Origin of the sequence: uncultured Roseobacter sp., from assembly GCF_947496515.1 — a bacterium.
In the GTDB taxonomy this organism is placed as follows: Bacteria; Pseudomonadota; Alphaproteobacteria; order Rhodobacterales; family Rhodobacteraceae; genus Roseobacter.
On record NZ_CANMDB010000013.1, the window covers coordinates 91,787 to 117,271 of the forward strand.

Here is a 25,485-nt window from a genome sequence, read left to right on the forward strand (position 1 = left end):
GGGGATCAACATGAACGGGAGGAGAACTTCATGAAGAAGACATTGCTTGGTACACTATCGGTTGCCGCGCTGATGAGCGCCGGTGCGACCGCCGCGCAGGCCGAGGCCGTCAAGATTGGCGTTCTGGCCACACTCGAAGGAACCTATACGGCCTTGGGCGAAGACGGCGTTCGCGGGATGCGCACGGCATTGGCGCAGATCGGCGATACAGTCGGCGGCCGCGAGATCGAGCTGATCATCCAGTCCACCGATGCGTCACCGGATTCAGCCCTGCGCGGGGCGCGCAAGCTGGTCGAGCAGGATGGCGTCGATATCATCCTGGGGCCACTGTCTGGGTCCGAGGGGATCGCGATCCGGGACTATTCCAAGACCCAGCCGGGTGTGACCTTTATCAATGGCATCTCCGGCGCGATGGAGACGACATTCGTCACCCCGTCGGAGAACTTCTTTCGGTTCAACACCGATGGGGCGCAGTGGTCGGTCGGTCTGGGCGACTATGCCTTCAATGAGAAGGGCTATGAGACCGTCGCCACCGTCGGCGAGGACTATTCCTTTATCTACACCCAGGTCTTCGGCTTCACGACAGAGTTCTGTGCCGCGGGCGGTGAAGTGACGGAGCGGCTCTGGGTCCCGCTGGGCACCAAGGATTTCGGCTCGATCATCGCGGCGCTGCCCGACGATGTGGACGCGATCTATCTGGGGCTCGGGGGCGGTGACGCGGTCAACTTCCTCAACCAGTACCAGCAGGCGGGTGGTGATGCCAACCTGATCGGCGGCTCGATCATGGTGGACGGGACGGTCCTGTCGTCTGAAGGTTCTGCCAAGGATGCGTTGATCGGCGTGCCGTCCGCAGGCCCGCAGGCTGACACCTGGGACGATCCAAAATGGCAGTCCTATGTGAAGGCCTACCAGGATACCTTCCCGCCCGATCAGCGGTTTCCGTCCCCGTCGCTGCTGGCCACCGGGTACTATAACGCGACCACGGCCATGGCGCAGTGCATGGACAACGTGAACGGCGATCTGAGCGATGGCCACGCGGCCTTCCGGGACTGCCTGAGCACGCTGGAACTGGACGCGCCCAACGGCAAGATCACCCTGGATGAAAACCGCCAGGCCATCGGCGCCAATTTCGTCTCCGAAGTGATTGAACTGGATGACGGCACGTTGGCCACTCAGATGGTCAAAAAGGTCGATGATGTGAACCAGACGCTGGGCATCGACAAGGCGGCCTTCACCGCAATCGGTCTGCCGGGGCGTGACACGCCCGAGTGCAAATCCTCCTACTGAGGGGGTTGGATCTGTCCGGGCCGGATCGTGTTGCCCGGACAGGTCCGTCTTACACAACATCTCACCCCGGGGCGGGAGCCATGACGCTCATCACCTATCCCACACGCGTTCACTTTGCGGACGACGTGATGCAGGAAGCTTTGCACTCTGAACTGGAGCGCGCGGGTGTCGCCGCACCGCTGCTGATCTGCCGCAGTGAACTGAATGAGAGCGAGTTCTCCTTTCGTGTCCGGGAAGGGGTGCCCGGCAAGACGGCCGTTCAGAGTTTGTTGTTCGACGAAAAGAGCGATCTGCGAGATCTGGCCCGCACGGCGATTGATCTGCGCAATACGCCCGATGCGCTGATTGCGTTTGGGTCCGCGCGGGCGATCGAGCTGGCCCGCAAGTGCCGGTTCGCGCTGACCCAGGTGACCGGGACGCGCCCGGCGCTTTATGCCATTCCGGGTGTTGACGGTCTGCCCGGACCCTGCACGCGCAATCTGGAGACCTGGCGCGCGGGGCTGCCGACGGTGCTGATCTGCGACCCGACGTTGACGCTGAATGCGGACCCGGGCCAGTCGTGGCGCAGCGTCGTGCTGAGCCTTGTCCGTTGTGTGGAATCTTACCTGGCGCAGTCTTTCAATCCGCCTGCCGATGGTATGGCGCTGGATGGGGTAGGGCGGTCCTTGGGCATGTTGCCGCGGATCAACAGCGCCCGGCGGGGCGCCGGTGGCCTTGATCTGCAACGGGATATGATGGCGGCGAGCCTGAATGCGTCGCTGTCTCAGGAAAAGGGCGTGGGCCCGGCGCTTACCCTCGCCGATGCCCTGGCGCGGGAGCAGCGCGGGCTGGAAGTGCCGGATATGGCGCGCCTGCTGTTGCCAGAGATCATCCGGCGGGGCAGCGTCAGCGCCGACCGGGCGGACATGTTGCTCAAGCTGCTGGGCCGGGGGCAGGCCGACCTTGGCGATGCGATGGAGGATGTATTGGCGGGGGCGCCGCTCGCAGCGAGCCTGTCGGATATGGGTGTCGAACGAGCGACCCTGCAGCAGGTGGCGCAACGCACGCAGGACAAGACCGGGCTTAGCTTTGAGGCTACCTGCGATGTGCTGGCAGCGGTGTATTAGGACGGATATGAAACCGAATTTGATCAACGGAAAGTGGGAGGCCACGGGCCACGGTGTTGAAAACATCAACCCGTCCGACATCATGGATGTAATCGACGTCTATGCGCAGGCGGGTCGGGCAGAAACCGAAGCGGCCATTGCCGCCGCTGCCGAGGCCTTTCCCGCCTGGTCATTGAGCACACCGCAGCAACGGCACGATATTCTGCACCGCGCGGGCGACGAAATCCTGACGCGCTGCGAGGAACTGGCCACCCTGCTGGCGCGGGAGGAAGGCAAGATACTGGCCGAGGCCCGCGGCGAGGTAACCCGTGCAGGGCATATCATGTTGTTTTTCGCGGGCGAGGCGCTGCGGCAGCGCGGCGAGCTGAGGGAGTCTGTGCGCCCCGGTGTGCAGGTCGATGTCACGCGCGAACCGGTGGGCGTTATCGGGGTCATCACGCCGTGGAATTTCCCCATCGCAATCCCCGCGTGGAAAATCGCACCGGCGTTGTGTCACGGCAACACGGTGGTTTTCAAACCGGCGGAACTGGTACCCGGTTGCGCTTGGGCCTTGGTCGATATCCTCCACCGGGCGGGCATGCCCCCGGGTGTGCTCAATCTGGTGATGGGAAAGGGCGCGGTTGTCGGCCAGACCATGCTGGAGGATGCCCGTGTCGATGCGATTACCTTCACCGGATCACAGGTCACGGGCGCACGTGTGGCAGCCGCCAGCCTACCTTTGATGCGCAAGGTGCAGCTTGAGATGGGCGGGAAAAACCCGTTGGTGGTGCTGGATGATGCGGATCTCGATGTGGCGGTGGACTGTGCGCTGGATGGCGCCTTCTATTCGACCGGGCAGCGGTGCACGGCCTCCTCCCGTCTGATCGTGACGCGCGGTATCCATGACCGGTTTGTCGCAGCACTGGCCGAGCGTGTGTCGCAGCTGCGGGTGGGCCCTGCGCTGGCGGAAAACACGCAAATCGGTCCTGTGGTCGATTCGATTCAACTGTCCCAAGACATCGACTACATCGCCACCGCCCGGCGTCAGGGCGGTGTTTTGCGCGCGGGCGGAGACACCGTGCGATTGCAGACAGAAGGGTACTTTCTGCAACCCGCGCTGATCACCGAGACCCACCCCGACATGCAGATCAACCGCGAGGAGGTTTTTGGCCCTGTCGCCTCTGTCATCGCGGTAGAGGATTACGAGGCAGCGCTGGCGATGGCAAATGACACGCCCTTCGGTCTCAGCGGCGGGATCTGTACCACCAGTCTGAAATATGCCAGCGATTTCAAGCGCAAAGCCCAGGTGGGAATGGTTATGGTCAACCTGCCAACCGCCGGCGTGGACTATCACGTGCCCTTCGGCGGGCGCAAAGCGTCGAGTTTCGGGCCGCGCGAACAGGGAAGCCATGCGGCGGAGTTCTTCACGGTGGTCAAGACGGCCTACACGCGGCCCTGAAGAGTGTCGCTGGCGGGGCTTCGGGTGCTTTGCAGGCGGGCGCCGGGATACCCTCAAGTCTGATTTTTGGTCCCCGAGACTTGTCAGGTCCTTGCCTTTCGTGCCCCGATGAGTGACCACCGCCGCTGCCCGATCTTCCGGTGCTCGGCGCTGCTTTGACTGGGAGGATCAGAGCAATGAGTCAGGCAATCGCAGTGTGCCACGGTGAATTCGGCCGTGCCGCGCTCTACAATCTTAACAAGGCCATCATCACACACGCGCACCGCGAGGGGCATCTGATTTTCCACGTAGACGGCAACCCGGCACGGGTTCCGACCGGGGATCAGGTGGTCGATATCTCGCCGGGCAAGGCAGCCGCCATCAGCCCGTGGGAGCCGCATGGATTCGAGGTCACCGAAGACGGTCACAACATCTGTCTGGTGCTCTACATCAAGCCGATGTGGTTTCTCGAAAACAGCACCTCGGCTGAGTTTGCGCTGAAATTCGGGCGCAGCGATCTGGAACTCACCCAGGAGATGCGCGGCCTGGTGAACAGGCTGACGGCACTGCTTCTGGATGACGAGGATCAGACCGGGTTTGACCAGCTGCTGTTTGGTCTGACCCGCGAGAGCTTTGATCTGTCCTGGCGCAATGATGCGGCGACGTTGCGCAGCAAGACCTATGACCGGTTCAGCGATTTCCGGGTGCGTCGGTCGTTGCGGCTGATCCAGGAAAAGATGGGGCAGGATATGGACATGGAGCATATGGCCCGGTCCGTAGGGCTGTCGCGTCCGCATTTCTTCAAGCTCTTCAAGCAGTACATGGGTGTCACGCCGAATGTGTACATGAACACGCTGCGGTCCGAGCGGGCGATCGAAGAGCTGCTACAAACAGAGAAATCAGTAACGGACATCGCCTTTGATCTGGGCTTTTCCAGCCAGGCGAGCTTTACCCGGTTTTTTTCAAGCAATGTGGGCATCGCCCCGTCGGAATATCGCCGGGTTGCGCATGTGACCAGCGGCGCTTTTCCGATGATGTGAAAACCGAGCAGACTATTGGGTACGCCCGGGTCTGCACCCTTGCCCTAAGCTGACCCCCGAGAGAGTACCCGTCGAGGGCACCAGGGAGGTCAGATTTGAAAAGCCCGCCGATGATAGGGGTCGGGGCGTGAGGCGGTTCGCCAATACGCATCCCGTCTGGACCGCGCTGATTGCGCTGGTCGTCGTGATCCTGTTGTGGCTGATTTTTGCCATATGGCCGCCCGGTCTGGTCGACGTGATCGGCAGAAAGAAAGTGTTCCTCGCCGCGCTTTTCAACGGCATCACGCTGGGGGGGCTCTATTTCCTTGTGGCCAGTGGCTTTACGCTGATCTTCGGGCTGATGCGCAACGTGAACCTCGCGCACGGAACGCTCTACCTGCTGGGCGGATACATCGGGTTCCACACGGCCGATATCACCGGGTACTGGCTGCTGGCCTTCCCGGTGGCCTTTGTGGTCGTGGGGTTCTGCGGGGTGCTGCTGCAAGTACTGGTGTTCCGACGAATGGAAGGGCAGGACCTGCGCCAGACCCTTGTGACCATTGGCATTTCGATCGTGATGGCTGATCTGATGCTCTGGGGCTTCGGAGGGGACTTTTTCAACATTTCGCCGCCCTCATGGCTCAGCGGCCCGGTGGAGACTTTTCTGGTCACCACAGTCAAGCGCTCCGGTGATCTGGTCTATATGAAGTATCCGATGGTGCGGATCGTGATCTTTATCGCGGCGGTCGTGGTGGGCGTGGCCATGTGGCTGGCGCTGAACCGCACACGGATCGGCATGATGATCCGCGCGGGCGTCGATGACCGTGACATGCTGCAGGCCACCGGCGCACGTATCCAGATCGTCTTTGTCGGGGTCTTTGCCTTTGGCGCGGGGCTTGCTGGCATCGCGGGTGTGGTGGGCGGGACCTTCCAGTCGGTCGCCCCGGGAGAGGACATCCGATTTCTTCTCGCCTCGCTGGTGGTGGTGATCGTGGGTGGCATGGGGTCTATCCCCGGCGCGGCTCTGGGCGCGTTGCTGATTGGCTTGGCCGAGCAGTTCGGGTCTGTCTATTTCCCGACGTATGCGGTGGTTCTGACCTTCCTCATCATGGTTGTCGTGCTGGCGTTCCGGCCACAGGGCCTGATGGGCTCGGAGGGCTGAGGCGGTGGTGGACGTGACCCCCGATCTGGCACGGAGCCGCCCCCGCAATGGCGGTACATGGGTCGAACGGGTGCCCCCCGCCTACTGGGTGCTGAGCGTGCTTTTGCTGGTCATCCCGGCCTTTGTGAGCCCCTTCGTGATGTTCCAGATCATGGGATGGACGTTCATCCTCGGGATCATATCGCTGAGCCTGATGTTTCTCGCAGGCTATGGCGGCATGGTGAGCCTCGCGCAGATGGCCTTTGCGGGGTTCGCGGGCTACATGATGGCGATTTTCGGAGACAGCGCCATCGCGACGATCTCGCAGGGCTGGCCGTGGTGGATCGCAATCCCCCTGGCGCTGCTGCTGACGACGCTCTTTGCCACGCTGGTCGGCTGGTTGGCTGTGCGCACCGAAGGCATCTATACCATCATGATCACGCTGGCGATTGCGGCTGCCTTTTTCTATTTCACCCGGCAGAATTATGACCTCTTCAACGGGTTTCAGGGGTTCAACTCCGTGCTGCCGCCGCAGCTGTTTGGGGTGGACTGGCGCGGACCCTACGCGTTTTACTATCTGACGCTCGGCTTCGCCGTGCTGGCCTATGCGCTGGTGCTCTATATCAGCCGCGCACCGTTCGGGCTGAGCCTGCAGGGCGTCCGCGACAATCCGCGCCGCATGGCGGCGTTGGGCTACAATGTGACGGCGCACCGGGTCGCGGCCTACGCTTTTGCGGGCTGTCTGGCCGGGGTGGGGGGCATATTGCTGACTTGGCAGTCGAGCCAGATCTCGCCCGGCACGGTGGGCATCGGTCCGGCCATCGACATCCTCATCATCGCGGTCATCGGTGGTCTTCGCCATCCAATCGGTCCGTTCATCGGGGCTTTCATCTACGTCATTCTCAAGACCTTTGCGGTGGATTTCCTGCTCAGCCTCGGTCTCGCGGGGGAGCGCTTTCAGCTGGTGATCGGGCTGGGATTTCTGGTGATCGTGTTCTTTTCACCCGATGGCGTGCTGGGCCTGTGGGAGAAGCTCCGCGCGTCCCGCAACCGCGATCCGCTGACGGGCCAGGACCGCGGGAGGGACCCGCTATGAGGGACACCGCCACCATGGCCGGATCCACGAGCGCACAGGGCGGCGCAGGCTATGCGCTGGAATTGCGGAACGTGTCGAAAAAGTTCGGCGCGCTGGAGGCTTTGGGCGGCATCAACATGATGGTCCGCCCGGGCGAGCGGCGTGCGGTGCTGGGCTCGAACGGCGCGGGCAAGACCACGCTCTTCAACTGCATCACCGGGGATTTCCCGCCCACCACCGGCGCCATCCGGTTTTTCGGCGAGGACATCACCGTTTTCCCCGCACAGGAACGCATTCGCCGGGGCCTGCGCCGGACCTACCAGATTTCGCTGCTCTTTAACGGCCTGAGCGTGCTGGACAACGTCTATCTTGCCTGCCGCGGGGTGTCGCGCGGGCGGTTTTCCTTCAAGCGGCCCCGCAAGTCCGACGCGCTGATGCAAACCGCGGAGGAGTTGGTATCGACCGTCAATCTGGCGGATGTGCGCCACACCTCCGTCAGCGATCTGAGCTATGGCCAGCAGCGCCAGTTGGAGATCGCCATGGCGCTGTCGGGCGCGCCGCGGTTTATTCTTTTCGACGAGCCCGCCGCGGGCCTGTCGCCAACCGAGCGCGCGGAGCTGGTCAAGATCCTGACCGGGCTGCCGGGGCATGTTGGCTACATCATCATCGAGCATGACATGGATGTGGCGCTGCGCGTCTCGGACCAGGTCACCATGATGCACAACGGGCGCATCTTCAAAGAGGGCAAACCGGCGGAGATCGAGGACGATCCCGAAGTGCAGGCGCTGTATCTTGGGGGTGGCGAGGATGAGTAAAACGCTCGACGTTCGCGACCTCAATGTCTTTTACGGGCAGAGCCACGCCTTGCAGGGGGTGAACCTGACGCTGGATCACGGCGTACTGTCGGTGGTGGGCCGTAATGGCATGGGCAAGACGACCCTCTGCAAGGCCATCATGGGGCTGGTGCCGGTGCGGTCGGGGTCGATCAGCTTCAACGGGCAGAGCCTTGCGGGCATGACGCCAGCCGAGATTGCGCGCGCAGGCATCGGATACGTACCGCAGGGGCGCAGGCTTTGGAAGTCGCTGACCGTGGATGAGCATCTGCGGCTGGTTGCGACCAAGAGCGGCCCGTGGACGCCAGACCGGATCTATTCCGTCTTCCCGCGTCTGGCCGAGCGTAAGGGCAATGGCGGTGCGCAGTTGTCGGGCGGCGAGCAGCAGATGCTGGCGATCAGCCGCGCCCTGCTGCTGAACCCCAAGCTGCTGGTCATGGATGAGCCTACCGAGGGTCTGGCCCCGGTGATCGTGAATCAGGTGGCCGACATGCTGGTTCAGCTCGGCCGCGAGGGCGAGATTGACGTGCTGGTGATTGAGCAGAATATCGGCGTGGCGACCTCTGTGGCCGAGGATGTGGCCATTATGGTCAATGGCAAGGTCAACCGGGTCATGGACGCGGGCGTGCTGGCCGCGGATCGTGACTTGCAGCAGGCGCTTCTGGGCGTCGGGCGGCACGCCCATGACGAGACCCCCGATGAGGCGGATGCGGCCCCCGCTGAAATCCCCACCAACGCCGCTGTGTCACGGATCTATCTCTCCAACCCGGTTGTGCCCACCCGCTGGATGCCGCCGGTGCCGGTGCAGGTGATCGCTCGGGCCGCCCGCACCGTGACCGCAGCCGGTCCCGATGTCCGGCCCGAGAGTACGCCTCGACCAGATCAGGGGCGCAACGGGATCGTCTACGTGTGCGGCACGCTGGACACAAAGGGCGCCGAGCTGCGATTCATGCGGGATATTATCAAGACGGCTGGCGTGCGCGTGGCGTTGGTGGATCTGTCCACCTCCGGCAAGCCGTCCGGCGCCAAGGTAACACCGCAGGCCGTTGCGGCGTTTCACCCGCGGGGGTCGGCGGGCGTCTTTACCGGGGATCGTGGGTCGGCGGTGGCGGGCATGACAATCGCCTTCGAGCGGTGGGTTCAGCAGCGGGGCGACATCGCCGGGTTGATCGGGGCAGGCGGATCGGGCGGCACAGCACTTGTGGCGCCGGGCTTTCGGGTGCCACCGGTGGGTGTGCCCAAGGTGATCGTATCGACCGTGGCCAGTGGCAACACCGAGCAATATGTCGGACCTTCTGACATCACGATGATGCATTCCGTGGCGGACGTGCAGGGGCTGAACTCGATCACGCGGCAGGTGCTGGGCAATGCGGCCCATGCCGTGGCCGCGATGGCCAAGAGCCGCCAGAGCAGCGCGCCTGCAGAGGATAAACCGGCCATCGGGTTGACCATGTTCGGGGTGACGACGCCCTGCGTGCAACAGGTCACGGCGCAGCTTGAGACCGACTACGATTGTCTGGTGTTTCACGCCACGGGCACCGGTGGCCGCTCGATGGAGAAGCTGCTGTCCTCCGGTATGCTGGAGGCAGTGCTGGATCTGACCACCACCGAGGTTTGTGACATGGTCGCGGGTGGTGTCTTTGCCGCCGACGAGACGCGGTTTGACGCGATGATCGCCGACGGGCGGCCCTACATCGGTGCTTGCGGCGCGCTGGATATGGTGAATTTCAACGCCCCCGAAACCGTGCCTGCGCAGTATCAGGGGCGGCTTTTCTACGAGCATAATCCGCAGATCACCCTGATGCGCACCACGCCGGAGGAGAACGCCGAGATGGGGCGTTTCATTGGCGAAAAGCTCAACCAGATGAATGGTGTGGTGCGGTTCTTCCTGCCCGAGGGCGGCGTGTCTGCACTGGATGCGCCGGGCATGCCGTTTTGGGATCCGCCGGCGGACAAGGCGCTCTTTGATGCGCTGGAAGCAACCGTGCGCCAAACGGCCAATCGCCAGCTTGTGCGCGTACCACACAATATCAACGACCCCGAATTTGCGGAGCTTGTGATCCGGACCTTCCGGTCCTTTCACGCCCGCCCGACCAGCCAGAAGAGAGCCTGAGCCATGTTTGACCGCGACCAACTGATGCAGAAATTCCGCGCCATGCGCGACGCGGGCGAGCCGATCATCGGCGGCGGCGCTGGCACCGGGCTCAGCGCCAAATGCGAAGAGGCAGGCGGGATCGACCTGATCGTCATCTACAATTCCGGACGCTACCGTATGGCTGGCCGCGGCTCGCTTGCCGGGCTGATGCCGTATGGGGATGCCAACGGCGTGGTCATGGAGATGGCGGGCGAGGTGTTGCCGGTGGTCAGCAAGACCCCGGTGCTCGCCGGTGTCTGCGCCTCCGATCCCTTCCGACTGATGGACAAGTTCCTCGATCAGGTGAAGGACGCGGGCTTCTCCGGCGTACAGAACTTTCCGACCGTGGGGCTGATCGACGGCAATTTCCGGGCCAACCTCGAAGAGACGGGCATGTCCTACCAGCTGGAGGTCGATATGATCGCGGCAGCGCATAAAAAGGGCCTGCTGACCACGCCTTATGTCTTCAGCGAAAAGGACGCGCGCGCCATGGCCGCAGCAGGTGCGGACATCATAGTGGTCCATCTGGGGCTGACCACGGGCGGCGCCATCGGGGCGGAGACCGGTTGCACGCTGCAAGAGGCACCCGCGCTCACCGACGCCTGGGGCAAGGCGGCGCTCGATGTGAATCCCGATGCCATCGTTCTGGTGCACGGCGGGCCGGTCGCGATGCCCGAAGACGCCGCCTTTGTCCTGAAGAACACGCAATACTGTCACGGCTTTTATGGCGCTTCCTCCATGGAGCGCTTACCGACCGAGATCGCGCTGACCGAGCAGACCAGAAAATTCAAGGAGATCGGCCGCTGAAGCGACCGGGGAGGAGCAACCGATATGACCGGTGAACTGATTGGACAATTGATCCTGTGGCTGATTGTGGCCGTGATCGTGGTGTTCATCCTCTACTGGGTGATGAACTGGCTCTATCGCCGCTCGACCAAGGAAATCTCCTTTGTGCGCACCGGATTTCTGGGCGAGAAAGTAGTGATCGACGGTGGCGCCTTCGTCTGGCCGATCATCCATGACATCACGCCGGTGAACATGAACTCCCTCGATCTGCATCTGGTGCGTGAAAAGGGGGACGCGCTGATCACCCGTGACCGGATGCGGATTGATGTCGAGGCGACATTCTATGTCCGCGTCGGGCAATCGAAGGAGGCGGTAACGCTGGCTGCCGCGACGCTGGGCCGCCGGACGCTGGAACCGGAGCGGATCCACCAGTTGCTCAACGGTAAATTCATCTCCGCGCTGCGCACCGTCGCGGCTGAGATGAGCATGGAGGAGCTGCACGAGCAGCGCGGAGACTACGTGGCCCGCGTGATCGAAGTGGCGCAGGCGGGGCTCGACAAGAACGGGCTGGATCTGGAAAGCGTCGCCATTCTGGACATCGACCAGACGGAGATCGAGTATTTCAACCCCTCCAACCGGTTCGATGCAGAGGGTCTGACAAGTGTGATCGCCGCCGTCGAGGAACGCCGCAAGCTGCGCAACGACATCGAACAGGACACGATGCTAAAGATCCGCACGCGCAACCTGGAGGCGGAAAAAGAGAGCCTCGACATCGAGCGGGAGAGCGAGGCCGCGCGTCTGGAACAGGAACGCGAGATCGAATTCCGACGGGCGCAGCAGCGGGCTGAGCTGGCGCGCGAACGCTCCGAACGGGAAAAGGAGGCTGAACAGGCGACCCTTCTGAGCCGCGAAGCAATCGAGACCGCGCGCATCTCGAACGAGGAGCATATCGCGCAGGCGCGCATCGCGTCGGAGCGGACCATCCGCCAGCAGGAGATCGAGCGCCAGCAGGTCATTGACGCCGCTGAAATCGCCACCCGCGAGACCATCGAGAAAGCACGCATCGCCCAGGAAAAGACCCTGACGGAGACGCGCATCAAGACCACCAAAGACACCGAAAGCGCTGACATCGCCGCGCGTGAAGCAGTGGAGAAAGCGCGCATCGCGCAGGAAAAGACCTTGACCGAAGCGCGCATCGCCAAGGATCGCGAAACCCAGTCGCAGGAGATTGAGCGCAAGAGGACAATTGATGAGGCGGAAATCTCCGCTCGCGAAGTCATCGAAAAAGCGCGAATTGCGCAGGAAAACGCAGTCACAGAAGCGCGTATCACCCTGGAGCGGGAAACGCGGGAGCGCGAGATTGCGCGCAACCTCGCTGTCGAAGAAGCCGAGATCGCCGCACGTGAGGCCGCGGACAAGCTGCGCATTGCGCAGGAGAAGACTGTCAGCGCCGAACGCATCAGTTCCGACAAGGAGACCAAAGAGCTGGAGATTAGGCGGCGCGAGGCGCTCGATGCGGCCCAAATCGCTTCGGATCAGGCGATTGAGGCGGCGCGGATTGCCCGCGAAAAGGCCCTGTCGGCGGAGCGGATCGCGTCGGACAAGGACGTCCGCGTCATGGAAATCGCCGCATCGGAAGTGACGGAGAGAGAGCGGATCGCGCAGGAAGAGCGGGTGCGTGCAGCGGAGATCACACGCAACGAAGCGTTGGATCAGGCAGCGATTGCCAGCTGTGAGGCGGTCGACAAGACCCGGATCGCCACGGAAGCCCGGACCGCTGTGGAACGGATTGAAAACGAGGAACGGACGCGGGAGCGGGATCTGGCGCGCGAGCAGGCGATTGAACTCGCCGAAACCGCCAAGGCGGAGGCTGTCGAGGCCAAACGCATCGCCAAGGAGAAAAAGCTCGCAGCAGAGCGGATCGCATACGAGCAGGACATGCGCGAACGCGAGATTGCGCGCAACAGAGCTGTTGATCTGGCCAACGCCAAGGCAACCGAGATCGTCAAGGCCGCCAAGATTGCCGAGGATACCAAGACACGGGCTGCTGAGATCGCGCGGGACGCGGAAGTCCGGTCACGCGAGATCGAAAAGCAGGAGGCTATCGAGGCGGCTGAGATTTCGAGCCGCCGTCTGGTAGAGCAACAACGGATAGAAAAAGAGGCAGAGACCACCGCTGAAAAGATCGCGCGGGACGAGCGGATCCGCAACCTCGAGATCGCGCGCAACACTGCACTGGATGCAGCCCAGATTGCCGCCGATGAGGCCATCGAGGCCGCCCGGGTGGCCAAGGAAAAGACGGTGGATGCCGAGAAGATCCTGGCCGATCAGGAGCTGGATGCGAAAAAGCTGGAGCGCAAAAAGGTCGTGGAGCAGCTGGAGATCGCGCGCGTTCAGGTGCTGCGCGAGGCCGAAATCGCCAGCCGCGAAGAAGTGGAGCGCGCGCAGATCGCCTCCGAGCGGGGGCTCGACGATGCACGCATCGGGCATCAGACCGAACGTCGGCGACTGGAGATCGAGCGGGAGAAAGCCATCGAAGAGGCAGGCATGGAAAAGGCCATTGCGCTCTATCAGAAGTCGCTGGATGAGAGCGCGGCTGCCGTGGAGGCCGAAAATGCCCGCGCCCGTGCGGTCGAAGCCGCCGAGAAAGCCAAGACGGCAGAAGAAACCGAGATCGCGAACCGTGCCAAAACGGTTGGCGTGACAGCCGCCGAGTTGGAAGCCGAGCGCAACCGGATCACGGCGGAGGCCGACAAGATCCGTGCGGCTGTAGAGGCGGAGGCCGCGCGTCTGATCAACGAGGCGGAGAACGTGCTGACGGATGAGGCACGTCACAGCCTCTTCAAGCGCAAGATGCTGGAGCACGTCGAAGGCATCGTGACCGCCTCGGCCAAGCCGCTCGAGAAGATCAATGACATCAAGATCATGCAGCTGGGTGGCTCGGGCACACAGGGTCTCGACTGGGCCAATGGTGGCAATGGAGCAGGGGGCTCCGGTGGCGGCGGTGGGGGCGGAGGCAGCCCGACGGATGAGGTGATGAATTCGGCCCTGCGTTACCGGGTGCAGGCGCCTTTTGTCGACAGCCTGCTCAACGATATTGGCATCGACGGCGGCAACGTGTCGAAATCCGACATCTTCCGCAATGCCAGTGACATGACCCGCGCAACCTCCGAGATCGCCCGGGCTCAGGCATCGAAGAACGCGCCGAAGGGCGGCAAGTGATGGCGCGCGTTTTTGTCTCCTCGGTGATCAACGCCGAAGCCTCCGCCGTCTGGGAGCGGGTGCGCGATTTCAACGGGCTGGCCAAGTGGCACCCGCGGATCCGCGATAGCCGGATCGAGGATGCGCTGCCCGGAGACAAGATCGGCTGCATCCGGAATTTCCACCTGCAGAGTGGTGACAATATTCGCGAGCAGTTGGTGGGTCTGTCTGATTACGATCTCTTCTACAGCTACACCATGCTCGAAGGTCCGATGCCGCTGTGGGACTACATGGCGACGCTGCGGTTGACCCCGGTCACGGACGGCGGGCGATGCTTTGCGGAATGGTCAGCGGAGTTCGACTGTGATCCGGCCAATGCCAGCGATCTGCAGAACGGGATTGCGACCAATGTGTTTCAGGGCGGGTTCGACGCGCTGAAACGGCATTTCGGGGGCTGAACATGGTGCATGTGCTGCGCAGTACGATCCTGAAGGCACCGGTCGAAGCGATCTGGGAGATATTGCGCGATTTCAACGGGCATGACAGCTGGCACCCCGCCATCGCCACCAGCCAGATTGAGCGCGGCCAGCCCGCGGATCGGGTCGGCTGCATACGTCGGTTCCGGCTGGAGGATGGGTCGGAGCTGCGCGAGCAGTTGCTGGCGCTGTCGGATGCGGATGCGGCCTATTCCTACTGCTTGCTGGAGACGCCCGTGCCGCTCTTCAACTACGTCAGCCATGTGCGGCTCATTCCGGTCACGGATGTCGATCACACCTATTGGCAATGGGAAGGGCGGTTCGACACCCGCCCCGAAGAGAAAGAGGAGATGACCGAGCTGGTAGGCGCGGGCATCTATCAGGCGGGGTTCGATGCGATCCGGGCCGAGATGGGACTGGAGGCATAGATGGTTGAGGTTCAAACCTGTCAGACGATGGCCGAGGCGGCGGCCAGCCTGGGCGAAGGTGCGCGCTATCTGGGCGGTGGCACCATCGTGATGCGGCAGGTCAACTACGGTGATCAGAGCTTTCACCGCATCGTCCGCGCCCTGCAGCCCGAACGGGGCGTGCGCGGCGATGTTCAGGGCTTGCGCATCGGTGCGGGCACCACCATGGCCGATCTTTTGGCAAGTTCTGAGGTCCGTTTTCTGCACCCGGTTGCGCGCCAGATCGGCGGTCCGGCGATCCGAAACATGGCAACCCTGGGCGGCAATCTCTTTGCACAGAACCCTTACGGCGATCTGGCCGTGGCGCTGCTCGCGCTGGATGCCCAAGTCGTGATGTCCGGCGGGCAGGCCCAACCGATGGAGCGGTTTCTGGCAGAGCGCGGACACCTGCGGGGGCTAGTGGAAGCGGTCAGCCTGCCACGGCCTCAGCCCGGCACGTTTTACTTCCGAAAGGTCAGCCGGGTGAAGCCCAAGGGCGTATCGGTCATGAGCCTCGCGGGGTGCCTGCGCAGCGGTGACCCGCGCGTTGTCTTCGGCAACATGGGCCCTGCACCGACCCGGGCGCGGGCCGCGGAACGCGCGCTTGCCGGTGGGCTCTCGGAGGCGGCGATTTCGGCGGCGTGCAGCGTCTGCACAGAAGGGCTGGCGCCCGCTGATGATGCGCTGGCCTCCGCCTGGTACCGGCGGGAAGTGGCGGCGGTGCATCTGCGCCGGATGCTGGACAGCGGAGCGAGCGACTGATGGCCAAGACACCCGTGACCTTCACCCTCAATGATGCGGAAGCGGCGCTTTTCGTCGACCCCGGAGCTGCGCTCGTGGATGTACTGCGGCGCGGGGCAGGGGACCTGACCCCAAAGCAAGGCTGCGCGCAGGGCACCTGCGGGGCCTGTACGGTGCTGATCGACGGCGTGCCGCATCTCAGCTGTCTGACGCTGGCTGAAACCGTGCAGGGTCGGCATGTGGAGACCACCTCTGGTCTGGCCGGTGGGCCGGATCTGCATCCTCTGCAAAAGGCGTTTATCGAAGGCTTCGCAGCGCAATGCGGATTTTGTACATCGGGCATGTTGATGGCGGCGAAATCCTTGCTCGACCAGACACCCGATCCGACCCGTGATCAGGTGATTGAGGCAATTTCGGGCAATCTGTGCCGCTGTACCGGGTATGAGCCGATCGTGGATGCGATCCTTACCGCGGCGGCTGAAATGCAGGGCCGCCCGGCACAACAGGGGGTGCGCTGATGTCATCTGTCGAGTTTCGCAAAGACCTTTTCGCCGATGAGCGGGGCGACACCCTCAAGGAGATCGGCAAGCCGACGATCCGCCAGGACATTCTGGGGCATGTGACCGGGCGCACACCCTACTACGACGACCACCTCTTTGACGGGCTGCTGCATATGCGGGCGGTACGCGCGCCGCATCATCACGCGGAGATCCGGTCGATGGACACCTCCGCCGCAGAAACCATGCCGGGGGTGCGGAAGGTGCTGACCGCGCGGGATGTGCCGCACAATCTCAACACACTCTTGTCCCTGATCAACTTCGGGCGGGATGATGAGCCGCTTTGTGCTGCGACCAAGGTGCGTTACCTAGGCGAAACCGTTGCATGGGTGATCGCCGATACCGAACGGCAGGCGCGGGATGCCGTGGCCAAGGTGCGCGTCGATTACACCGTGCTGCCGCATGTGCTGGATGTCGAAGAGGCCATCGCGCCGGGGGCGCCGGTGATCAACGACGTCTATCCCAACAACACTTTTGATTATCACGAGAAATACGACCATCAAAAGCTGCGGTTTGGCGATGTGAATGCAGGCTTTGCCCGCGCCGATCACATTGTCGAGGCCGAATATCAGATGTCACCGATCGAGCAGGCCCCAATCGAGACCTGCGGTGCCATCGCGGCCCCTGAGACCAATGACCGCTATGTCTGCCACACAAACACGCAGGCGCTATTCTTTTCGCTGGGCACGACGGCGAAGCTTTTGAATGTGGCCTCGTCGCGGCTGCATTTCATCGGCGGCACGGCGGGGGGCGGCTTTGGCGGGAAGGTCGATTCCATTGTCGAGCCCACCGCTGTTCTGGGGGCGATGGTCACCGGAAAGCCGGTGAAATTCGCCTGGGACCGCTATGAGGAAATGCAGGTGGGTGCCCCGCGCGGCGGCGAACGCTGGCGGATCAAGGACGGGGTGATGAATGACGGGCGCATCATCGCGCGGGAGTTCACCGGCTTCTTTGACAGCGGTGCCTACATGCGCCTGTCGCCCTATGCGATTGTCAAGGCGACAGGGCATTTGCCGGGACCGTACTCGATCCCCAACGTGGCATCGAACGTCTACTGCTGCATCACCAATCGCACCCCCGCGACAGCGATGCGCGGGTTTGGGATCACGGCGGCGGATTTCGCTATCGAGTGTCACATGGACCGGGTGGCAGAGGCCGTTGGCATGAACCCGATCGAGCTGCGCATCCTGAATGCCTACCGCGATGGCGACATGAAGGCGCACCGACGAGCGGCCAAGAACACGGCCCTGATCGAATGCTGTCAGGTAGCCGCAGGCAAGGCGGCGTGGCCCATCTCGGCGGAGGCTGCGGCGCAGTCCTCGCGCGCCGGTGGCGGAACTCCAGAGCGCGCTGCGATCCCTGAGACAGCGGTCGACGAGGAAGGCCGGATCGGAGAGCGGCGGCAGGGTCGGGTGGCGCACACCGCACCCAGCCCGCAGCCCACGCGGCGGGTGGCCGCGGGAATCCACGGCGAGACCCACAAGGGCGCTCCGGTCCAGAACCCGGATATGCAGATTGACGCAGAGCGGATCGGGCACAGGATGGGCTCACCAACGCCTGCGGCGACACCTGCACCCGCAGCACCGGTGGCCGCTCCCGCCAGGCCAACGGCAGCACCGCCCGCGCCACCGATTGCTACTCCGCCCGCACCTGGGGCCAGCACGCCGACAGTGCCAGCCGCAAACCCGGCACAACCTGCCGCGCCAGACCCGCAGGCGGCCCCACCTGTCCCGGCACCAGAGAAACCGGCCGCCTATGCGCCAGCCGAAAAATTCTCTCGCGGGATCCGGCGACCCGGGTCTTCGCCCTTCACCTCCGGTTTCAGGAAACGCTGAGATGACCATTCACAAAGGGCGCGGGTTCGCCTGTATCAACTATCCCATCGGTATGAACCTCGGCGGTGATCCGTCGCAGGCGCTGGTGCATTCCACGCCGGACGGCAAGTTCATGGTGGCGCTGTCGTCGATTGATCTGGGGCAGGGGATGAAGTCCGTCACCCGGCAGATCGCCTCCGAGACGCTCGGGGTGCCGGTGGAGGATGTCTATGTGGATACAGCCGATAGCGATACCGGGCCCCATTGCATGGGATCCTTTGCCTCGCGCGGGACGCACCGCGTTGGCAACGCAGTGATCCGGGCCGCGGCCGAGGCGCGCAAGCAGATGATGGAGGCCGCCGCCGAAGAGCTGGAGGTCAACGCCAGCGATCTCGATACCGACGGTGCAGGCAACATCCACGTCAAGGGGGCTCCCGGGCGCTCGATCACGGTGGCGGAGACGGCGATTGCCGCGCAGTTCAAACAGGGGCGGACCCTGTCGGGCCGGGGCATCTTTCTGGTGCCGCCCAACGAGGCGGATCCGGACACCGGTGACATGACACCGGTTACCTGCTTTGCGCATGCAGCACTGGTGGTTGATCTTGAGGTCGATGACGAGACCGGAGAGGTCGAGGTGACCGAGATCAACTCCGCCTATGAGGTGGGCCGCGCGCTGAACCCGAAACTGGTGGAGCAGCAGCTTATCGGGGGCGCGTGGATGGGGGTCAGCCACGCGCTTTATGAAACCACCGAACCTTATTATCCGCAGCGGGACCACGGGCCGGAGGATTTCAACACCTATCTGCAACCGGGTCCCGGCCAGATCGTTCCGCATCACGTGGCCGTGCTGGAACGTCCGGCAGAAGACGCTCCTTTCGGTGGCAAGGGTCCCGGCGAGATGTGCGCGAATCCGGTGCTGCCTGCGGTGGCCAATGCGGTCTATAACGCGGTCGGTGTGCGCTGTGACCAGTTGCCGATCACGCCGGAAAAGGTGCTCAAGGGCATCCGTGCCAATGGCGGCGCCCGTCCGCAGGGCATCCGTTAGCGATGGTGGTGACCCCGAATATTGCCGGGATCGGCGATCCCGCTGCTCTGCAAAAAGCGCTGACCGACGCGCAGTATCTGGCGGATGATGCACTGGCGACCTCCGGCTATCTGGCACTGGCGCTTGGCAAACCCTTGCTGTTGGAAGGGGCGCCCGGCGTGGGGAAGACCGAAGCAGCAAAGGCGCTTGGCGGGGTGCTGGGGCGCAATGTGGTGCGGCTGCAGTGTTTCGAGGGGATTGATGCGGCCGCCGCCCTTTACGAATGGAACTACCCGCGTCAGATGCTCGCCATCCGTCAGGCCGGTGAAGACTATCTGAACCTCTACTCGGAGGATTTCCTGCTGGAACGCCCTCTGCTGGAGGTTCTGCGCAACCCGACGGCCTCTTTGCTGCTGATCGACGAGATCGACCGTGCCGATCATGAGTTCGAGGCATTTCTGCTGGAGTTCCTGTCGGATTTCACGATCTCGATCCCCGAAACAGGCACGGTGCGCGCAACGCAGGCGCCGGTGGTTGTCCTGACGTCAAACCGGACCCGCGATTTGCATGAGGCCTTGCGCCGGCGCTGTGTCTACCACTGGATTGACTACCCGGATGCCGCTTTGGAGGCGCAGATCGTGATGACCCGCGCCAGTTCGGTGGCGGAGGCAACGGCCCGCGCAGTTGTGGCAAGCGTCGGCCACCTGCGGGCCGAGCCGCTGGCAAAACCGCCCGGTGTCGCCGAAACCGTTGAGTGGGCCGAGGCGGCGACCTTGCTGAATGCACAGGGCGCGCGCTGGCCCGAGGCATTCCGCCGCTCTATCGGGGTAGCGCTGAAGGATCACGACGACCTGACCTACATGGCCGATCGTCTGTCCACTGTCCTGCCGGGAGAGGCCGCATGACGGCCCCGCGCGCACTGGATCCGTTCCTGCGGTTTGCGCAGGCGCTGCGCGGTGCGGGCTATCCGGTGTCGCCTGATCAGACCACGGATTTCATCGCCTCTGTCGGGCTTTTGGGCCCGCGCGACATGACGGACATCTACCGGTCGGGCCGTGCGCTCTTTGCGATCCAGCCGGAGCGGGTGGCGGAATATGACGCGCTCTTTCGGGCAGTGTTTCTGGACCAGGTGATCCAGGCCCCCGCCGATGGCGACGACGAAGACGAACTCGACGCCTATGAGCCCCGGTCCGAGCACGTCGAGGTGGAGGCAGATACCGACGACAGCCCCATCGGGGCCGAACCAACCGGGGCCGAAAAACTGAGCCAGCGGCAGTTGAGCCGAGGCGGATCCGAGGCGCTGCACCGGTTGCTGCGCGAAGGCGCGCGCGCTTTGCCCCGACGGATGTCCTATCGGCGGCGGCGGGCAAAGAACGGCGATAGGATGGACATGCGGCGCACGCTGCGCGAGGCCGCGAAACGCGACGGCGAGGTGATCCGCCTGCTGCAGACACGGCGGGTGATGCGGCAGCGTCGGGTTGTGGTGCTGATTGATGTCTCGGGCTCGATGAAGGAGCGATCAGAGGACCTTTTGCGTCTGGCCCATGCGGTGGTGCAGACGGCGGATCGCGCCGAGGTGTTCACGCTGGGCACGCGTCTGACACGGATCACGCAGTCGCTCAAACCGGATGACCCGGCGCAGGCACTGTCCCGCGCCAGTCAGGCAATCGCGGATTTTGACGGCGGCACACGGATCGGCGACGCGCTCGGGGCCTATCTGGCGGTACCGCGGTACGCCGGGTTTGCCCGAGGGGCTGCCGTGATCGTGCTGTCGGACGGGCTGGAGCGGGGAGATCCGGCGGCCATGATCGACGCTGTGCGCCGTCTGTCGCGCACGGCCTGGCGGGTGGATTGGCTGACCCCGCTGGCCGCTGATCCCGACTACCTGCCACGGACCGAGGGGCTGAGCGCGGTGCTGCCGGTGCTCGATCATCTTGGTGATGGCGACAGCATCGCCGCGGTCACGGATCATATCCTCACCATGGCGAGGCTCTGATGATTGACGCGCACCATCATATCTGGCTGCAACAGGATCTGCCGTGGCTCATGGGCCCGGAACAGCCGCGCATCTTTGGCCCCTACCGGGCGATCATGCGCGACTACACCACGCGCGAGTTTCTGGCGGATCTGGCGGGGACCGGTATCACCAAATCCGTCTACGTACAGGCCAACTGGGCACCAGACCGGTTCGAGGATGAGGTCGCATGGGTGCAGGCGCAGGCAGAGGCCCATGGCACGATTGAGGGGATCGTTGGCTACGCGGATTTCACCGGCGATGACGTGCGCCCACAGCTGGACCGGCTGAGGAAATACCCTTTGATGCGGGGCATCCGGCAACAGTTTCACTGGCACGAGAACCCGCTCTACCGCTTTGCGCAGGACCCGGATCTGTGCCGCAATCCGGCCGTACAAAGAAACGTGGCCAGGCTGGCCGACTATGGCTGGAGCTTTGATCTGCAGGTCTTTGCGGGGCAGATGGCGGGCGCGGCTGAACTGGCACAGGCCTGCCCCGGGGTGACGTTCATCCTGCAACACGCCGGGATGAAAGAAGACACCTCGGACGCCGGGCACGAGCTTTGGACGGAGGGCATGAAACGGCTCGCGGCCTGTCCCAATGTTGTCAGCAAGCTGTCGGCCTTTGGCACATTTATCCACCGCAATGACCGGGCATTCATCGCGCAGATGGTGCCGGACACTGTCGCGATCTTTGGCGCGGACCGCTGCCTTTATGGCTCGAACTATCCGATCGAAAAGCTCTGGACCAGCTACCTTGAGCTTTTCAACGCCTTTCAGGACGCCACACGGGATCTGCCCGACGCTCAGAGATCGGCGATTTTCCATGATACCGCAGCCCGCGTGTACCGGCTGTGACGCACTTAAGGGAGTAAGACAATGGCTTTGCAAATTCACGTGCTCGACTACGGCGACATCGAGCTGGAGACGAGTTTTCTGGTGCTGGGTCACGAATGCGGCCGCACACGCCGGGTGCCTGTCTACGGGTTCCTGATCACCGGCGGCGAATACCCGGTGCTGGTGGATACAGGCTACCGCGACAACGCCATCATGGAGAGCCTCGGCATGCGGGGGCTGCAGTTTCACGACAACATGATGGAACAGCAGCTGGGCAGACACGGGCTGAAGCTGGGCGACATCCGCTATATCCTGCATACCCATCTGCACATTGATCATGCAGGCCAGGACGACAAGTTCCCCATGAATACCACTGTCGTTCTGAACCGGCGTGAGATGGAGTTCAGCGTGTCGGGCATCATGTTCCCGCAGTATCCAAAGCCCGACATCAAGCATCTGGTGGACCGGATCTACGAGCCTGAAGCGATCCGGTTCCTGGATCTCGATATCACCACCGCAGAGGAAATCATTCCCGGTGTCTGGTGCGAATACGCAGGCGCCCACACCGAAGGATCCATGAACGTCGTGGTCGAGACAGCCGAGGGGCTCGCCTGCATTTGCGGTGACGTGATCTATGACTTCAATGATCAGATCGTGAACCACGTCTATACAAACAACTGGATGGAGCCGCGCGTCACCGGCAACCATTCCCAATCCAAACGGGAGGAGAAGGGGGCGATCAAGAAGCTGCTGAACAACTATACCTTCCTTTTGCCCATCCATGACAAACCGGCAAAGATCGAGCGGCAGCGCGTCGTCGGGCGGTTAGGGATGCAGGTGCCCGGGCCGATGACCGAAACACTGCCGGACCGGCACTGGTTTCCGGCATAACAATTGCGTGTCAAGGTAGCTGCCCGCATATCAACAGGCTCCAGCCGATGGAAAGGCCCAGCCATGACCGATGATGTTCGCGCGCAATATGCCACGAATAGCAACCTGACAAAGCGCGCCAACTTGCATGTCGCCTACAGCCGCGTCGGGTGGTTTGACTGGTTGGCCCGGCGCATGGCGCTGCCGGAGGGGGCGGCCGTGCTTGATGTTGGCTGCGGACCGGGCTGGATGTGGCGGCGTATGGGGGCATCGCTGGCCCCGGGGTTGCGGCTGACGCTGCTCGATACCTCTTCGGCTATGGTGAAAGAAGCGCAGGCAGCGCTTGCGGCCGAGACACATTGGGGCAGCGTTGAGGGTGTCGAGGGCGATGCATTGGATCTGCCTTTCGCGGCGGAGAGCTTCGATGCGGTGGTGATGATGCACATGCTCTACCACGTGCCCGATATTCCCGCCGCGTTGGCTGAGGCCGCCCGTGTCTTGCGCCGGGGCGGGCGGATCTATACCACCACCAACACCTGCGAGAACCTCGTTGAGCTGACCGAGATGACAGGCACGGTTTTTGGCGTCGAGCCCTACGATATCGCTGCAATGATCTTTTCGCTCGATGATGCAGAGCGATTGCTTGCGCGCGATTTCGAGGCCGTGACACGGCACGATCTGCAGGAGGCGTATCGCTGCGATGATGCGGATATCATCCTCGATTTTCTGTTGTCGATGCCACCAGCCAATGCGGGCACGCCCGAGCAGAAGTCGGCCCTGCGCGCGCTGGTCGAGACACGCCTTGAGAGCGCCGGTGGTGTGATCGCGGCGTCCAAGCAAACCGGACTGGTTGCTGCGATCAAACCGGCAAACGATCCTCTTTCCGACGGAGACGTGCGATGACACATACCGCATTGGCTGATGCGTTTCACACGCTGATCGACGTGAACGCACCGCTGCACCATCTTGGCAGCGGTTTTACGTTCACCGAAGGGCCGATTTGGCACCCCGAAGAGCAGATGCTGCTGTTTTCGGATATGCCCGGGGATGTGCGCCGCTGCTACCGCCCCGGCCAAGGGGTATCAGAGGTGCAGCGTCCCACGCACAAGGCCAACGGCATGACCTATGATGCGGATCTCCACCTGCTGGTCTGCGAACATGCTACCTCCTCCGTGGTGCGCCTCCGCACCGATGGCACGCGCGAGACGCTGTGCACACATTTCGAGGGTAAGGAACTCAACAGCCCCAATGACATTGTTGTCGGGGCGGACGGCAGCATCTACTTCACGGATCCGACCTATGGCCGGATGGAACACTTCGGCGTGCCCCGCCCGCTGGAACAGGGGTTTCAGGGGGTTTACCGACTGCCACCGGCGCATACTCCGGGCGATGAGCCGGAGCTTGTGGTTGAACGCAGCCTGTTTTCGCAACCGAACGGGCTGTGCTTTTCGCCTTGCGGAAAGTGGATGTGGGTCAACGATACCGAACAAGCCAATATCCGCATGTTCGACGTGGCCGCAGACGGGCGTCTGACCCACGGTCGTGTCTTTGCCGGCGGGATCGCGGATGATGCGCTGGCCGGGGTGCCTGACGGCATGAAGGCGGATAAGGACGGGAATGTCTGGGTGACGGCGCCCGGCGGCATCTGGGTCTATTCCTTCGAAGGGCAGTTGCTGGGCAAGGTGCGCTGCCCTGAACTGGTAGCCAATATGCACTGGGGCGGGCCGGATTGGTCCACGCTCTACATCTGCGCGACCACATCGCTCTATGCGCTCGACACCAAAACCCGAGGGCGCGAGGAACCTTTCATGCGCGGTATCACACACACTCCGGCCGCGCCGGTGGTGCGGTCTCAGGGAACAGTATCCATGACCAATGACCTGCTGATACAGGATCGCCTTGATTTCCGGATTGATCCTGCCCGTACCGCGATGCTTCTCCAGGATCTGCAGAACGACGTTATGATCGACGGCGGGGCGTTTGCCGCGACCGGCTCGCCCGATCATGCGCGCCAGCAAAACGTGGTGACCAATGCCCGCAGGCTGGCCGATGCACTGCGTGGACGGGGCGGGATGATCATTCACGTCTGGATGGTGCTGGAGCCTGGCGCGCCCTATCTGTGTCAGCACGCGGAATTGCAGCGGGGCTTGAAGGACAACAAGGCTCTTGTGCGCGGCACATGGGGGGTGGCGCCCGCTGCCGGGCTGGAGCCGCAGGCAGGGGATCTGGTGGTCGAGAAAATGAGCATGAGCGCCTGGGAAACCTCCCGCCTGGACGCATATCTCAGCCATGGCGGGCGCGATACGATCATCAATACCGGTAGCTGGACCAACATGAGTGTTGAGCATACGGCGCGGACCGGTGCGGACAAAGGATACCGGATGATCGTCCCGGAAGATGCCTGCTCCACCATGAACGCTGACTGGCACCGGGCGTCAATCAACTACGCCATGCAGAATGTCGCCACTGTCACCCGGACGGACGCGGTGATCGCCGCGCTGAGCTGAACGCAGCGGGCCGAACCCGGGCAGATGCCCGCAGTCTTCGGTCAAATGCGAAAGTGCTCCTTGCGATAGGCCCTTCGCGGCGACGGCGCCGTGGCGATCATCAAGAGCACAGGTGAAGAGGACGGAAGACGGCTTCTTCGCTCTCGATACTGTCACAAGGCGTTTCAGCCAGCGCGCCGCACGTTGCATTCAACGCGAAAA

At 63.1% G+C, this 25,485-nt stretch carries 22 protein-coding genes; all 22 read left to right on the forward strand.

The features are described from left to right. The first annotated feature begins 30 nt into the window (after nucleotides 1–30). A complete protein-coding gene (locus tag Q1A53_RS19340; protein ID WP_299969626.1) occupies nucleotides 31–1,287 on the forward strand; it encodes an ABC transporter substrate-binding protein in 1,257 nt (418 codons plus the stop codon). A gap of 80 nt (nucleotides 1,288–1,367) precedes the next feature. Then, on the forward strand, nucleotides 1,368–2,393 hold the full coding sequence (locus Q1A53_RS19345; protein ID WP_299969628.1) for an iron-containing alcohol dehydrogenase: 1,026 nt from the start codon (nucleotides 1,368–1,370) through the stop codon (nucleotides 2,391–2,393). A gap of 7 nt (nucleotides 2,394–2,400) precedes the next feature. After that, nucleotides 2,401–3,831 (forward strand): aldehyde dehydrogenase family protein, encoded by a 1,431-nt coding sequence (locus tag Q1A53_RS19350; protein WP_299969630.1) that lies wholly within the window; start codon nucleotides 2,401–2,403, stop codon nucleotides 3,829–3,831. Nucleotides 3,832–4,007: 176 nt separating this feature from the next. Continuing rightward, complete coding sequence (locus Q1A53_RS19355) at nucleotides 4,008–4,850, forward strand: AraC family transcriptional regulator (protein ID WP_299969632.1); 843 nt, start codon at nucleotides 4,008–4,010, stop codon at nucleotides 4,848–4,850. 127 nt (nucleotides 4,851–4,977) lie between these two features. Further along, nucleotides 4,978–5,991, forward strand: coding sequence for a branched-chain amino acid ABC transporter permease (locus Q1A53_RS19360; RefSeq protein ID WP_299969634.1), 1,014 nt, complete (start codon nucleotides 4,978–4,980; stop codon nucleotides 5,989–5,991). A gap of 4 nt (nucleotides 5,992–5,995) precedes the next feature. Further along, nucleotides 5,996–7,066: a branched-chain amino acid ABC transporter permease gene (locus Q1A53_RS19365; protein WP_299969635.1), complete on the forward strand. Its 1,071-nt coding sequence runs from the start codon at nucleotides 5,996–5,998 to the stop codon at nucleotides 7,064–7,066. Further along, nucleotides 7,063–7,860 (forward strand): ABC transporter ATP-binding protein, encoded by a 798-nt coding sequence (locus Q1A53_RS19370; protein ID WP_299969636.1) that lies wholly within the window; start codon nucleotides 7,063–7,065, stop codon nucleotides 7,858–7,860. Before Q1A53_RS19365 ends, Q1A53_RS19370 begins: the two co-directional genes overlap by 4 nt. Further along, nucleotides 7,853–9,991 carry an ABC transporter permease gene (locus Q1A53_RS19375; protein ID WP_299969637.1) on the forward strand — a complete coding sequence of 713 codons (2,139 nt, stop codon included), beginning with the start codon at nucleotides 7,853–7,855 and terminating at the stop codon, nucleotides 9,989–9,991. Before Q1A53_RS19370 ends, Q1A53_RS19375 begins: the two co-directional genes overlap by 8 nt. A gap of 3 nt (nucleotides 9,992–9,994) precedes the next feature. After that, nucleotides 9,995–10,819, forward strand: coding sequence for a phosphoenolpyruvate hydrolase family protein (locus tag Q1A53_RS19380; RefSeq protein ID WP_299969638.1), 825 nt, complete (start codon nucleotides 9,995–9,997; stop codon nucleotides 10,817–10,819). Nucleotides 10,820–10,843: 24 nt separating this feature from the next. Next, the gene (locus Q1A53_RS19385) at nucleotides 10,844–14,020 is read left to right on the forward strand and encodes a flotillin family protein (protein ID WP_299969639.1); all 3,177 of its coding nucleotides are present in this window, start codon (nucleotides 10,844–10,846) and stop codon (nucleotides 14,018–14,020) included. Beyond that, the gene (locus Q1A53_RS19390; protein ID WP_299969640.1) at nucleotides 14,020–14,457 is read left to right on the forward strand and encodes an SRPBCC family protein; all 438 of its coding nucleotides are present in this window, start codon (nucleotides 14,020–14,022) and stop codon (nucleotides 14,455–14,457) included. Before Q1A53_RS19385 ends, Q1A53_RS19390 begins: the two co-directional genes overlap by 1 nt. Nucleotides 14,458–14,459: 2 nt before the next feature. Further along, on the forward strand, nucleotides 14,460–14,903 hold the full coding sequence (locus Q1A53_RS19395) for an SRPBCC family protein (protein WP_299969641.1): 444 nt from the start codon (nucleotides 14,460–14,462) through the stop codon (nucleotides 14,901–14,903). Next, nucleotides 14,904–15,683 carry an FAD binding domain-containing protein gene (locus Q1A53_RS19400; RefSeq protein WP_299969642.1) on the forward strand — a complete coding sequence of 260 codons (780 nt, stop codon included), beginning with the start codon at nucleotides 14,904–14,906 and terminating at the stop codon, nucleotides 15,681–15,683. Next, nucleotides 15,683–16,180, forward strand: a complete 498-nt coding sequence (locus tag Q1A53_RS19405; protein ID WP_299969643.1) for a (2Fe-2S)-binding protein — start codon at nucleotides 15,683–15,685, stop codon at nucleotides 16,178–16,180. The genes Q1A53_RS19400 and Q1A53_RS19405 overlap by 1 nt, the downstream gene beginning before the upstream one ends. Further along, nucleotides 16,180–18,054, forward strand: coding sequence for a molybdopterin cofactor-binding domain-containing protein (locus Q1A53_RS19410; protein ID WP_299969644.1), 1,875 nt, complete (start codon nucleotides 16,180–16,182; stop codon nucleotides 18,052–18,054). Before Q1A53_RS19405 ends, Q1A53_RS19410 begins: the two co-directional genes overlap by 1 nt. A 1-nt stretch (nucleotide 18,055) precedes the next feature. Next, on the forward strand, nucleotides 18,056–19,078 hold the full coding sequence (locus Q1A53_RS19415) for a molybdopterin cofactor-binding domain-containing protein (protein ID WP_299969645.1): 1,023 nt from the start codon (nucleotides 18,056–18,058) through the stop codon (nucleotides 19,076–19,078). 8 nt (nucleotides 19,079–19,086) lie between these two features. Continuing rightward, a complete protein-coding gene (locus Q1A53_RS19420) occupies nucleotides 19,087–19,962 on the forward strand; it encodes a MoxR family ATPase (protein WP_299969646.1) in 876 nt (291 codons plus the stop codon). Further along, a complete protein-coding gene (locus Q1A53_RS19425) occupies nucleotides 19,959–21,053 on the forward strand; it encodes a VWA domain-containing protein (protein ID WP_299969647.1) in 1,095 nt (364 codons plus the stop codon). The genes Q1A53_RS19420 and Q1A53_RS19425 overlap by 4 nt, the downstream gene beginning before the upstream one ends. Next, a complete protein-coding gene (locus tag Q1A53_RS19430; RefSeq protein WP_299969648.1) occupies nucleotides 21,053–21,928 on the forward strand; it encodes an amidohydrolase family protein in 876 nt (291 codons plus the stop codon). Before Q1A53_RS19425 ends, Q1A53_RS19430 begins: the two co-directional genes overlap by 1 nt. Nucleotides 21,929–21,949: 21 nt before the next feature. Next, nucleotides 21,950–22,798: an N-acyl homoserine lactonase family protein gene (locus tag Q1A53_RS19435; protein WP_299969650.1), complete on the forward strand. Its 849-nt coding sequence runs from the start codon at nucleotides 21,950–21,952 to the stop codon at nucleotides 22,796–22,798. 63 nt (nucleotides 22,799–22,861) lie between these two features. Next, nucleotides 22,862–23,680 (forward strand): class I SAM-dependent methyltransferase, encoded by an 819-nt coding sequence (locus Q1A53_RS19440; protein WP_299969651.1) that lies wholly within the window; start codon nucleotides 22,862–22,864, stop codon nucleotides 23,678–23,680. Next, nucleotides 23,677–25,284: an isochorismatase family protein gene (locus Q1A53_RS19445; RefSeq protein WP_299969654.1), complete on the forward strand. Its 1,608-nt coding sequence runs from the start codon at nucleotides 23,677–23,679 to the stop codon at nucleotides 25,282–25,284. Before Q1A53_RS19440 ends, Q1A53_RS19445 begins: the two co-directional genes overlap by 4 nt. Nucleotides 25,285–25,485 lie beyond the last annotated feature (201 nt).